Source organism: Streptomyces luteoverticillatus (assembly GCF_003970715.1).
GTDB lineage: Bacteria > Actinomycetota > Actinomycetes > Streptomycetales > Streptomycetaceae > Streptomyces > Streptomyces abikoensis.
This window is the reverse complement of the sequence record NZ_CP034587.1, coordinates 3,425,133-3,437,648: the sequence shown is the minus strand read 5'-3', so window position 1 is coordinate 3,437,648 and position 12,516 is coordinate 3,425,133. Positions and strand designations below refer to the sequence as shown.

General features: G+C 69.7%; 9 protein-coding genes and 1 tRNA gene. 5 read left to right on the top strand and 5 right to left on the bottom strand.

Annotated elements, in window-relative coordinates; translation table 11 throughout:
• The first annotated feature begins 60 nt into the window (after positions 1–60).
• The 3 genes from EKH77_RS15055 (at position 61) to purM (ending at position 3,673) form a co-directional block, all read left to right on the top strand.
• Complete coding sequence (locus EKH77_RS15055) at positions 61–906, top strand: sterol carrier family protein (RefSeq protein WP_126914883.1); 846 nt, start codon at positions 61–63, stop codon at positions 904–906.
• A 146-nt stretch (positions 907–1,052) separates the two neighbouring features.
• Positions 1,053–2,570, top strand: a complete 1,518-nt coding sequence (purF, locus tag EKH77_RS15050; RefSeq protein WP_126914882.1) for an amidophosphoribosyltransferase — start codon at positions 1,053–1,055, stop codon at positions 2,568–2,570.
• Positions 2,571–2,608: 38 nt separating this feature from the next.
• Positions 2,609–3,673: a phosphoribosylformylglycinamidine cyclo-ligase gene (gene purM, locus EKH77_RS15045; RefSeq protein WP_126914881.1), complete on the top strand. Its 1,065-nt coding sequence runs from the start codon at positions 2,609–2,611 to the stop codon at positions 3,671–3,673.
• Positions 3,674–3,860: 187 nt separating this feature from the next.
• On the opposite strand, the gene EKH77_RS15040 is transcribed toward purM, so the two are convergent.
• Positions 3,861–4,121 (bottom strand): DUF3073 domain-containing protein, encoded by a 261-nt coding sequence (locus EKH77_RS15040; protein ID WP_126914880.1) that lies wholly within the window; start codon positions 4,119–4,121, stop codon positions 3,861–3,863.
• Positions 4,122–4,505: 384 nt separating this feature from the next.
• The gene (locus EKH77_RS15035; RefSeq protein WP_126914879.1) at positions 4,506–5,660 is read right to left on the bottom strand and encodes a Leu/Phe/Val dehydrogenase; all 1,155 of its coding nucleotides are present in this window, start codon (positions 5,658–5,660) and stop codon (positions 4,506–4,508) included.
• Between the two features lie 193 nt (positions 5,661–5,853).
• On the opposite strand from EKH77_RS15035, the gene EKH77_RS15030 reads away from it, so the two are divergent.
• A complete protein-coding gene (locus EKH77_RS15030; protein WP_126914878.1) occupies positions 5,854–6,720 on the top strand; it encodes a hypothetical protein in 867 nt (288 codons plus the stop codon).
• Between the two features lie 491 nt (positions 6,721–7,211).
• On the top strand, positions 7,212–7,418 hold the full coding sequence (gene bldC, locus EKH77_RS15025) for a developmental transcriptional regulator BldC (protein WP_003949541.1): 207 nt from the start codon (positions 7,212–7,214) through the stop codon (positions 7,416–7,418).
• A 491-nt stretch (positions 7,419–7,909) separates the two neighbouring features.
• Here bldC and EKH77_RS15020 read toward each other — a convergent pair whose 3' ends face one another.
• The 3 genes from EKH77_RS15020 to hrpA all read right to left on the bottom strand — a co-directional run bounded on the left by EKH77_RS15020 (position 7,910) and on the right by hrpA (position 12,436).
• Positions 7,910–8,092: a DUF6274 family protein gene (locus tag EKH77_RS15020; RefSeq protein ID WP_126914877.1), complete on the bottom strand. Its 183-nt coding sequence runs from the start codon at positions 8,090–8,092 to the stop codon at positions 7,910–7,912.
• 187 nt (positions 8,093–8,279) lie between these two features.
• Positions 8,280–8,354: transfer RNA gene (locus tag EKH77_RS15015), tRNA-Asp, on the bottom strand.
• A 122-nt stretch (positions 8,355–8,476) separates the two neighbouring features.
• Positions 8,477–12,436 carry an ATP-dependent RNA helicase HrpA gene (gene hrpA, locus EKH77_RS15010; RefSeq protein ID WP_126914876.1) on the bottom strand — a complete coding sequence of 1,320 codons (3,960 nt, stop codon included), beginning with the start codon at positions 12,434–12,436 and terminating at the stop codon, positions 8,477–8,479.
• Positions 12,437–12,516 lie beyond the last annotated feature (80 nt).

Here is a 12,516-nt window from a genome sequence, read left to right as displayed (position 1 = left end):
GCCCGGCCGGTTGTTCCGGTTGGGCCCACCCGAAGCCTGGCCAAGGATTAGGCTCGCGCCATGCCTTCCGCACCGCGCAAGCCCCGTGTCCGCAGCTTCGATCCCGCCAAGTCGCGGGCCGCCCTGGAGGGGCAGGTCCGTGCGGTGCGGGACGTCGTGGCCGTGGTGTGCGCCGAACCGGACGCCGAGGCGCTGCTCGCCGCGCCCTCCGGGGTGGGCAAGTGGACGGTCGGTGAGCTGATCACGCATCTCACCGGCGCGTTGGAGCTGCTGCCGCGGCGCGTCGAGGCACAGCGGTCGGGTGAAATCCCGTCCGTGCGGGCCGAGATCACCCTGCCGGAGTACGCGGCGGGCCTCGCCGCGCGGGCCGCCGACGTGGCGGAGAAGACCGCCACCGCTGCCGCCGCGCTCGCCGGTCAGGGGCCCAACTCCCTGGTGGCCGCGCTGGATCGGGTCGTCGAACGGCTGTCCGCCGCGCTCGCCGACGCGGGCTCCGTCACGGCCGTCCCCACGGGTCTCGGCGCCATGTCGCTGTCCGACTATGTGGTGACCCGACTGGTCGAGGCCGTGGTGCACGGCGACGATCTCGCGACCGCCACGGGCACCGTCGTACGCCATGACCGGCAGGCCCTCGCGACCGTCTCCCGTTTGTTCGCCGACGTGTTGGCGGCCAAGGCCCCCGGCGGCTCGGTGGAAGTACGTATCCCGCCATTCGCCGTGACGCAGTGCGTCGCGGGCCCCCAACACACCCGCGGCACGCCGCCGAACGTCGTAGAGATGGACCCGATCACCTGGATCCGGCTGGCCACAGGCCGCCTGACCTGGACCGATGCCCTCGACTCCACCGTCGTGACGGCCAGCGGCGAACGCGCGGACCTTTCCGCACAACTTCCCTTGCTCACTTGAGCGAAGCCTGCCTTCGCGCCCGCCCGACGTGGAGATCCAGCCACGAAAGGGTGATGCGCTGTGCCCGCCGAGTGGCTGTGCGTGGTGTGAGATTTCCCGGCCGTCCCCGGTTCGGATGAACCTCGTCCCTGCCATAGACTCAAGGTGTGCCTCGTGGTGACGGACGACTCAACCACGACCTGCTCCCCGGCGAAAAGGGCCCCCAGGACGCTTGCGGCGTCTTCGGTGTCTGGGCTCCGGGGGAAGAGGTCGCAAAACTCACCTATTTCGGGCTGTATGCGCTGCAGCACCGTGGACAGGAGTCCGCGGGCATCGCGGTGAGCAACGGCTCCCAGATCCTCGTTTTCAAGGACATGGGACTGGTCTCCCAGGTCTTCGACGAAACCTCCCTCGGCTCCCTCCAGGGCCATATCGCGGTCGGTCACGCCCGCTACTCCACCACCGGAGCCTCGGTGTGGGAGAACGCGCAGCCGACCTTCCGGGCGACGGCCAACGGCTCGATCGCCCTGGGCCACAACGGGAACCTGGTCAACACCGCCGAGCTGGCCGAGATGGTCGCCGCGCTCCCGCGCGACAACGGCCGGGCCACCCAGGTGGCGGCGACCAACGACACCGACCTCGTCACGGCCCTGCTCGCCGGGCAGACCGACGACGACGGCAAGCCGCTGACCGTCGAGGAGGCGGCCGCCAAGGTCCTTCCCCAGGTCAAGGGCGCCTTCTGCCTCGTCTTCATGGACGAGCACACGCTCTACGCCGCCCGTGACCCGCAGGGCATCCGCCCGCTGGTCCTCGGCCGGCTGGAGCGCGGCTGGGTGGTCGCCTCGGAGACGGCCGCCCTGGACATCTGCGGCGCGACCTTCATCCGCGAGATCGAGCCCGGCGAGATGATCGCCATCGACGAGAACGGCGTGCGGACCTCCCGCTTCGCCGAGGCCAAGCCGCGCGGCTGCGTCTTCGAGTACGTGTACCTGGCCCGCCCGGACACCGAGATCGCCGGCCGTAACGTCTACCTCTCCCGCGTGGAGATGGGCCGCCGCCTCGCCGCCGAGGCCCCCGTCGACGCCGACCTGGTGATAGCGACTCCGGAGTCGGGCACGCCCGCCGCCGTCGGCTACGCCGAGGCCAGCGGGATCCCGTACGGCACGGGCCTGGTCAAGAACGCCTACGTCGGCCGGACCTTCATCCAGCCGAGCCAGACCATCCGCCAGCTCGGCATCCGGCTCAAGCTCAATCCGCTCAAGGAAGTCATCAAGGGCAAGCGCCTGGTGGTCGTCGACGACTCGATCGTCCGCGGCAACACCCAGCGGGCCCTGGTGCGGATGCTCCGCGAGGCCGGTGCCGCCGAGGTCCACGTACGGATCTCGTCCCCGCCGGTGAAGTGGCCGTGCTTCTTCGGCATCGACTTCGCCACCCGCGCCGAGCTGATCGCCAACGGCATGACCGTCGACGAGATCGGCAAGTCGCTGGGCGCGGACTCCCTCGCCTACATCTCCCTCGACGCGATGGTCGAGGCGACCACCATCGCCAAGCCCAACCTCTGCCGGGCCTGCTTCGACGGCGAGTACCCCATGGCGCTCCCCGACCCCGAGCTGCTGGGCAAGCAGCTGCTGGAGACCGAGCTCGCGGGCGGCGCGGACGCCGCCGACGCGCTCCGTCGCCCGTAACGCTCCGTAGTACCAAAACGACACGAAAGTTCCCAGCAATGTCTGAGACCACCGGTGCCAGCTACGCCGCTGCGGGCGTCGACATCGAAGCCGGCGACCTCGCCGTCGAGCTCATGAAGGAATGGGTGCGCAAGGCCACCCGCCCCGAGGTCGTCGGCGGCCTCGGCGGCTTCGCCGGCCTCTTCGACGCCAGCGCCCTCAAGCGCTACGAGCGCCCCCTGCTGGCCTCGGCCACCGACGGCGTCGGCACCAAGGTCGACATCGCCCGCCGGATGGGCGTCTACGACACCATCGGCCACGACCTCGTCGGCATGGTCGTGGACGACCTGGTCGTCTGCGGCGCCGAGCCGCTGTTCATGACCGACTACATCTGCGTCGGCAAGGTCCACCCCGACCGCGTCGCCGCCATCGTCAAGGGCATCGCCGAGGGCTGCGTCCTCGCGGGCTGCGCCCTGGTGGGCGGCGAGACCGCCGAGCACCCCGGGCTGCTGGGCGCGGACGAGTTCGACGTCGCCGGCGCCGGTACGGGCGTCGTGGAGGCCGACCGGCTGCTGGGCGCGGATCGCATCCGTAAGGGTGACGCCGTCATCGCGATGGCCTCGTCGGGACTTCACTCGAACGGGTACTCACTGGTCCGCCATGTGCTCTTCGACCGGGCCGGCTGGGAGCTGGACCGGGAGGTGCCGGAGCTCGGCCGGACGCTCGGCGAGGAGCTCCTGGAGCCCACGAAGATCTACTCGCTGGACTGTCTCGCCCTCACCCGTACGGCGGAAGTCCACGCCTTCTCGCACATCACCGGCGGCGGTCTCGCCAACAACCTGGCCCGGGTGATCCCGGACCACCTCCACGCGACCGTCGACCGCTCCACCTGGACGCCGGACCCGATCTTCGGTCTGGTCGGCGAGCTGGGCGGGGTGGCGCGCCCCGAGCTGGAGAAGACGCTCAACATGGGCGTCGGCATGATCGCGGTCGTCCCGCAGGAGTCCGTGGACGTGGCCCTGGCGACCTTCGCCGACCGCGACGTGGACGCCTGGGTGGCAGGCGAGATCACGGCCCGCGGCGACCACGCGGAAGCGGTCGCCCTGGAAGGTGACTACAGCTGACGATCGAGCCGTGTGCGGGCAATCGTGCCGCCTGGGGGCACCTCCCAGCGGTAGCTGGGGGAGGCACGGGTGGGCGCACACGGCCCGCACCCGGCGGACGGCCTTGGCACCGCGCAGCGGGCACGCACAGAACCCGGTCCGGGGCCAAAGGCCCCGGACCGGGTCACTGAAAGCTATGACCGCCGCGTCAAGCGCGGCGACGGTACGCCGACTGGTCGGACGACTGCTCGTCCTCATCCTCGTCGTCGTTGTAACGCGCCGCGTACTGAGCGTACGGGTCGTCGTCCAGCTCGTCCTCGAGCGGCTCGCTCTCCGGCGGCGGCTTGATCGCTGCCGGCTGCGTTGCGCCCAGCTCATTGGCCAGACGTGAGAGGTCGGTCCCGCCGCTGTTGTACTTCAGCTGGCGGGCGACCTTTGTCTGCTTGGCCTTGGCCCGGCCGCGCCCCATGGCTCGACCCCCTCATTGACGGGGCTCGACGGCCCCAGAGTCTTGACACGCGTTCACGTTCATGAGTCAGAGCGGACCCCTGTGGAAGGTGTCCGGCCTGTAGAGCTTCAACGGTACCTGCTTCCGCCGTCATACGGTACGTCGCCCGCATGACGTGCCACGGAGCCGGACCCGGAGAGGGTCCAGTACTCGCTGGTCAGCCACGATTTTAACGTGTCCCGAGCGCCGACCCGCCGAGGGGTGGTGAGAGATCTCTCGTTCCGTCGCCTTCCGGTCACTCTTCTGTGGGGATCGCTGTGGGAACGCGTCGGGATGGCCGTACGCGGACCGGCGGCCCGCCCGGGCGGGAAGATCACCCGGGCGGGTCAGCGAGGACACGAAGCGTCACCGGGCGGGGGTCGGGACGGTGCTCACCGCCTCCCGTGCCGCCCTGTCCCTGGCCTCCGCCATGCGCTGCTCGGCGAGCCGGTCCGCCGCGACGGCCGGCGGAATGCCGTCCGTTCGCGCGCGATCGAATATGGCCAAAGTGGTGTCGTAAATCTTGGTCGCCTTGGCCTTCGCCCGGTCGAAATCAAAGCCGAGCAGTTCATCGGCGACCTGGATCACCCCACCCGCGTTCACCACATAGTCCGGCGCGTAGAGCACGCCCCGGTCGGCGAGGTCCTTCTCGACCCCCGGGTGGGCGAGCTGGTTGTTGGCCGCGCCGCAGACCACGGAGGCGGTGAGGACGGCGACGGTCTCGTCGTCCAGCGCGCCGCCGAGGGCGCAGGGGGCGTAGACGTCGAGCGGTGTCCGGACCAGGGCCGCGGCGTCGGCCACGGCCGTGACCCGCGGATGACGGGCCAGGATCCGCTCGACCGCGGCGGCCCGGACATCCGTGATCACGACCTCGGCGCCGTCCTGGACCAGGTGCTCCACCAGGTGGTGGCCCACCTTGCCGACGCCGGCGACGCCCACGCGCCGCCCGCGCAGCGTCGGCGCGCCCCACTGGGTCCTCGCGGCGGCCCGCATGCCCTGGAAGACGCCGAAGGCGGTGAGCACGGAGGAATCGCCGGCGCCGCCCTGCTCGGGCGAGCGGCCCGTGGTCCAGCGGTTCGTCCGGGCGACGACGTCCATGTCCTGTACATACGTGCCGACGTCGCACGCGGTGACATAACGGCCGCCCAAGGAGGCCACGAAGCGACCGTACGCAAGCAACAGCTGCTCGGACTTGATCAGATCGGGATCGCCGATGATCACAGCCTTTCCGCCGCCGTGGTCGAGCCCCGCCAGGGCGTTCTTGTACGACATGCCGCGCGAGAGGTTCAGCGCGTCCCGCACCGCGTCCTCGTCGGACTCGTACGGGTGGAATCGGGTGCCGCCCAGGGCGGGGCCCAGAGCCGTGGAATGCAGGGCGATCACGGCCTTGAGGCCGCTCTCGGCGTCCTGGCAGAGCACGACCTGCTCATGGCCGCCCTGGTCGGAACGGAAAAGGGTGCGCAGTACGCCGTCCTCGGCGCCGCTGGTGGGACGTACGTCGGTCACGGTGGTGACTCCCATATGCCGCGAAGGTCGCCCTCGCTGGGGGTGGTGGAGGGCCGGTTGGCACGAGGGTAGGGCCTTGTGGCCCGGCCGGCCGGGCTCGTGCCGAGGATCACTCTCCCGGGCTCCGGCGCCATGGGACGATTTGGACGGTATGGGGAGAGGCACCCCGCAACTCCCCGGCAGTGACCTACGGCTTGAGGGAGCGAGCGTGGGCGTGGCGTCGTCGGTGACCGTGCCGTACGCGGCCTATCTGCGGGTCTACGAGCCGCTGGCCGCGTTCCCGGAGCCGGAGCGGTCCCACTGGCTGCGGTACGCCCGCCGGGAGAGCCTCCCCGGGGCCCAGGACGAACTGCGCCGGTCGCTGGCGGATTTGCTGCCCACCCCGCCCGTGCCGGTCCCGGTGCACGAGAGCGGGGACGCCTTCGTGGCGGTCGTGGACGGCGTGGTGTGCGTCTGCCCCTGGCGCACCCGGCTGCGGGGCTGGCTGGCGCTGCGGGAGCTGACGGAGCGGTTTCCCCCGCCCGTGCTGGACGCGGTGCTGCCGCCCGTGGTGCGGCGCCAGGCCGCCGCGGACCACGAGCGCTGGGCGGCCCGCAACCCGGACGCCCGGCCGTGGATCAGGACGGCCACCTGGCAGGTGCCGCTGCGCTGGTTCGTGCTCTTCTCGGACGAGGAGCGCGAATACGGCAAATCCGTACCGGAGGGGCTGGGGGGACCGGAGGGCGGCGGGGGACTGCTGCTGCGCTACCGGACGCCGATGGTCCAGGCGCGTCGGCGAGTGGCCCGCGGATTGCGTACGCTCCGGGACGCGATGGAGGAGGGGCCGCTGATCGACGGGTTGGTGGAGGTCGGGCGGTGGCTGGAAGAGTTCCATCCGCGATCCCTGGTGGAGCTGGACTACGGCGGACTTGTGCATATGGTTCCCGAGGCACAGCTGGCCGAGGACCACTCCGCCGCCGACACGGCGGATGGGCTGGCCGCGCTGCGGGCGGGTGACGGGGCGCGGGCCGGTGCGGCGTACGAGCGGCTGACGGAGCGTTGGAGGGCGGTCCGCGACCGGCAGTTCGCCAACTGACCCTCCGGCACCGGCGGCGGCCGGTACCGCGATCAGGACCTAGGTCCCGATCCGGGCCATTGCGGCAACCGTGACCTAACGCACTTACGTTAGGTCTTGCGCCGATCGCCCATCCCCATGGCAAAATAGGACAAGGAGTCTGGGAAGGGTTCCTTCCGCCCAAGTAAGGGCGGATAGTTCGGTATTGCACTCCTTGGCGGATCTGGTGACCCCTGATCTGTTTGATCCCGCTGTGACTGATCGTCACGGCGGGGTGACTGTCCGCTATGGCATGGTCCATCGGGTTCCGTCGAGGTTGAACACCTGAGAGGGCAATTCCATCGGTTTGGCCGACGTGGCTGGACAGATGGTGTAGTTGTAGTGCCGAGGACAAGCCGTTCGTCCTATAACCGACTCGGCCCGCGTCCGCCATTTCGGGCAACGCGGGTCAAGGTGCAGAATTTAGAGGAAAGAACCGACGTGATGGTTCGGTTCTCCCGAGGAGGCCGCTCATGACCGCTCGCACCCCTGATGCCGAGCCGCTGCTGACCCCGGCTGAGGTTGCCACGATGTTCCGCGTGGACCCGAAGACGGTCACCCGCTGGGCCAAGGCTGGCAAGCTCACGTCCATCCGCACGCTCGGAGGGCACCGCCGTTACCGCGAAGCGGAGGTCCGTGCCCTGCTGGCGGGCATTCCGCAGCAGCGCAGCGAGGCCTGAACAAGCAGGGCTGAACAAGCAGAGGCTGAACAACTGAATGACGGGGTGATTTCCGGGGCCCCCAACCCGGCTCTCACCCAGCTGAAGCTCCACAGACGGTAAACAGCGGATGCCTGCCCCAACAGGCGTCCCGCCCACCGACTTGGGCCGGCCGTCGATCGCGCTGGACTCCGCCGGGTCCAGCGCGATCTTTTTTATGCGCTGTATCGCCGCCGGTATCCCCGCCGTATCCCCGCGCGGACGCCTCCCGCGTGCCCGTACCCGGGTCCGTCGCCGCCGCCGGCGGAAGACCGGAAGGTCGGTGCAATTGCACATATTAAATTGACCCGGCGTAGGGAGGGGGTAAGTTCCCCTACCACGGAAATACTTTCAGTGACTCCCGTCACATCGCGGCATGCTTGTCCCCCATCGGGCCGCTGGGGTAAAGGACTTGCGCCCGCGGTCACTCTCCGGAGCAGGCGCCGTCACCACGGCGCCTGAGCCGCCCTGCGTCACCGGGGGAGGGGAATCTCCTCCCGTGGCGCCTCCTGGTCGCTCCCGGCCTCCTGGGCGAGCCTCAGGAGCCGGTGGCAGACCGGGCAGTGTCTCGTCAGGTGGCGATAGCCGGCCGCGGCGGAGAGGTGGGCGCGCAGCAACGCCCGGGTCTCGTGCCGGCTGCGCTCGGTCGTCGTCATAGGGCGAGGCACCTCCACTGACTGGGGTACCCCTGGCACGTGTCGCCGTCAAGGTCGAAAACACGGAGGCCCGGATCCGGGGACGCGGATCCGGGCCTTCAAGTCGACGGGCTCCCGGGGCACTTGACCCCGGCCGTACAAACGACGGAGCCCGTATCCCTGGGGGATACGGGCTCCGACTCTACTGCGGTCCTGACGGGATTTGAACCCGCGGCCTCCACCTTGACAGGGTGGCGAGCACTCCAAACTGCTCCACAGGACCTTGCTTGCTTTCCCGCTCTCGCGTTCTTGCGAGACAGACTCTACAGCAGGTCAGGGGGTGCGGTCGAACCAACGGCCCCGTGACGGCGCCCACAGTCGCGGGCGCCGTCCTCCGGCGTCCCGCTACGGGGCCAGCTTGTCGATCGTCTTCACGATCCGCTTGTCCGAGACCGGGTAGGCCGTGCCCAGCGCGTGGGCGAAGTAGCTCACCCGGAGCTCCTCGATCATCCAGCGGATCTCCCGGGCCTCCTGGGGCACGGGACGGCCCTTGGGGAACTGCTCCAGCAGCCACGCGTACTCGTCGCGCATCTCCTGGACCTTCGCCAGCCGGGCCCGGTCCCGCTCGGCGTTGGTGGGCAGCTGGGTCAGCCGGCGGTCGACGGCCACGAGGTAGCGCAGCAGGTCCGGCAGGCGGCGGACGCCGTGGGCCGTGACGAAGCCCGGCTTGATCAGCTCCGCCAGCTGCTGCTTGACGTCCGCCAGGGACGTCAGCAGCGCCGGGCTCGACGTGGCCTTCAGCCGGCGCTCGCACGCCTGCCAGGCGGCCAGCACCTCCTGCGTCCGGCGGATCGTGTCCAGCGTCGCGTCCACGATGTCGGCCCGCACGGCGTCGAAGAGCTTGCGGAAGGACTCCTCGTCCCACACGGGCCCGCCGTGGGCCGCGATCAGCTTGTCCGCGGCGCCCGCGACGCAGTCCTCGAAGAGCGCCTGGATCGAGCCGTGGGGATTCCGCGACAGGGCGAGCTTCTGCTGATTGCCGAGCTTGTCCTGGGCGAACTTCGCCGGGTTCGACGGCAGGTTCAGAAGGATCAGCCGGCGGACACCGGCCCACATCGCCTCGCGCTGCTCGGGCTCGGTGTCGAAGAGCCGCACCGCCACCGAGGGCCCCTCGTCCACCAGCGCCGGGAACGCCTTCACCGGCTGGCCCGCGCGACGCGTCTCGAAGGTGCGCGGCAGCGTCCCGACCGTCCACGACGTCAGCCCCGAGCGCTGCTCGGGACGGGCCGTGCCGCCGGAGGCGCCGTCGGCCTTCTCCGCCGCCTGCTCGAAGGCCTTGGTGATCGCGGCCTGCGTCTTCGGCTTGAGCCGCAGCCGCAGGGCCTCCAGGTCCTTGTCCTCGGCGATCTTGCGCTTGCGCTCGTCGACCACCCGGAAAGTGATCTTCAGATGGTCGGGGACCTTGGCGAGGTCGAAGTCCTCCGCCTCCATCCGCACCGCCGTCATCCGGTGGAGACCGTGCGCCAGCGCCGTCGTCAGCGGCTCCTGCAGGGGCACGGCGCTGTCGAGGAACCGCTGGGCGAAGTTCGGCGCGGGGACGCAGTTCCGCCGGATCGGCTTGGGCAGCGACCGGATCAGCTCCGTGACCAGGTCCTCCCGCAGCCCCGGGATCTGCCAGTCGAAGCCCTCGGCGGAGACCTGGTTGAGCACCTGCAGCGGAATGTGGACGGTCACACCGTCCGCGTCCGCGCCCGGCTCGAACTGGTACGTCACCCGGAACTTCAGCCGGCCCTGCCGCCAGGAATCCGGATAGTCGTCCTTGGTGACGGCCTCCGCGTTCTCGTTGATGAGCATGGAGTGCTCGAAATTGAGCAACTCCGGCTCGTCACGCCGCTTGTGCTTCCACCAGGAATCGAAATGCGCCCCGGAGACGACATGTTCCGGCAGCCGCTGGTCGTAGAAGTCGAACAGCGTCTCGTCGTCCACGAGAATGTCGCGCCGCCGGGCTCGGTGCTCCAGCTCCTCGACCTCGCCCAGCAGTTTGCGGTTGTCGTGGAAGAACTGATGGTGCGTCCGCCAGTCACCCTCGACGAGCGCGTTGCGGATGAACAGCTCACGGCTGGTCTCCGGGTCGATCCGCCCGTAATTGACCTTCCGTTGCGCCACGATCGGCACGCCGTAGAGCGTCACCCGCTCGTACGCCATCACCGCCGCCTGCTTCTGCTCCCAGTGCGGCTCGCTGTACGTCCGCTTCACCAGGTGCTCGGCGAGCGGCTCGATCCATTCCGGCTCGATACGCGCGTTGACGCGCGCCCACAGCCGGGAGGTCTCCACCAGCTCCGCCGACATCACCCAGCGCGGCGGCTTCTTGAAGAGCGCCGAACCCGGGAACACCGCGAATTTGGCATTGCGGGCCCCGACGAATTCATTGTTCTTCTCGGTGTCCTTCAGACCGATGTGCGAGAGAAGACCCGACAGCAGCGACTGATGGACCCGCTCCGCCGGCGCGTCCTCCTCGGTGAGGTGGATGCCCATCGTCTTCGCGACCGTGCGCAGCTGGTAGTAGATGTCCTGCCACTCACGTATGCGCAGATAGTTCAGGTACTCCGACTTGCACATCCGGCGGAAGGCCGAGGACGACAGCGTGCTCTGCTGCTCGCGGACGTACCGCCACAGGTTCAGGAAGGCGAGGAAGTCGCTGGTCTCGTCCTTGAACCGGGCGTGCTGCTGATCGGCCTGCGCCTGCTTCTCCGACGGCCGCTCGCGCGGGTCCTGGATCGACAGCGCGGCCGCGATCACCATCACCTCGCGGGCACAGCCGTTCTTGTCGGCCTCCAGCACCATGCGGGCCAGCCGGGGGTCCACGGGCAGCTGGGAGAGCTTCCGGCCCAGCGGCGTGAGCCGCTTCTTCGGCTCCTTCTGCTTCGGGTCGATCGCCCCGAGCTCCTGGAGCAGATCGACGCCGTCCTTGATGTTCCGGCGGTCCGGCGCGTCGATGAAAGGAAACTTCTCGATGTCGCCGAGCCCCGCCGCCGTCATCTGGAGGATGACCGACGCCAGGTTCGTCCGCAGGATCTCCGCGTCCGTGAACTCCGGCCGCGCGAGGAAGTCGTCCTCCGAGTACAGCCGGACGCAGATGCCGTCGCTCGTACGGCCGCAGCGACCCTTGCGCTGATTGGCGCTGGCCTGCGAGACCGGCTCGATCGGCAGCCGCTGGACCTTGGTGCGGTGGCTGTAGCGGGAGATCCGGGCGAAGCCCGGGTCGATGACGTACTTGATGCCCGGGACGGTCAGGGACGTCTCGGCGACGTTCGTGGCGAGGACGATCCGGCGGCCGGTGTGCCGCTGGAAGACCCGGTGCTGCTCGGCGTGGGAGAGCCGCGCGTAGAGCGGCAGCACCTCGGTGAACCGGAATTTTCTCTTCTCGAGTGCGTCAGCGGTGTCGCGGATCTCCCGCTCGCCGGAGAGGAAGACCAGGATGTCGCCCTCGCCCTCCCGCTGGAGCTCCTCGACGGCGTCACAGATCGCGGTGATCTGGTCACGGTCGGCGTCGGAGGACTCCTCCTCCAGCAGCGGCCGGTAGCGGACCTCCACGGGATACGTACGGCCCGAGACCTCGACGATCGGCGCGTCGCCGAAATGGCGGGAGAAGCGCTCGGGATCGATGGTGGCGGAGGTGATCACGACCTTGAGGTCGGGGCGCCGGGGGAGCAGCTGGGCGAGATAGCCGAGCAGGAAGTCGATGTTGAGGCTGCGCTCGTGGGCCTCGTCGATGATGATCGTGTCGTACTGGCGCAGCTCGCGGTCCGTCTGGATCTCGGCGAGCAGGATGCCGTCGGTCATCAGCTTGACCATGGTGGTGTCGCCCACCTGGTCGGTGAAGCGGACCTTCCAGCCGACGGCCTCGCCCAGCGGCGTCCGCAGCTCCTCGGCGACGCGCTCGGCGACCGTACGGGCGGCGAGCCGGCGGGGCTGGGTGTGGCCGATCAGGCCTTTGACGCCACGGCCGAGCTCCAGGCAGATCTTGGGGATCTGGGTGGTCTTGCCGGAGCCCGTCTCACCCGCGACGATCACGACCTGGTGGTCGCGTATCGCCTCCAGGATCGTGTCCTTCTTCTGGCTGACGGGGAGCTGCTCCGGATAGTCGACGGCCGGCACGGCGGCACGGCGGTTCGCGACGCGCAGCTCGGCCGTCTCGACCTCCGCCGTGATCTCGGCCAGGACGGCCGCGCGGGCCTCGGGCTTGCGGACGCGGCGGGCCCCGTCGAGCCGCCGCCCCAGGCGCTGCGCGTCGCGCAGCGTCAGCTCGGGGAGGCGGGCGGCGAGGTCGGCGAATGCGGCGGGGGCGGCAGGCTGCGTAGACATACGGAGTCCAGGATCGCACCACGCGCCATGAAGCGGCGAACGCATTTAAGGGCCGGAAAACACCGAGGCCCCCATCTTCC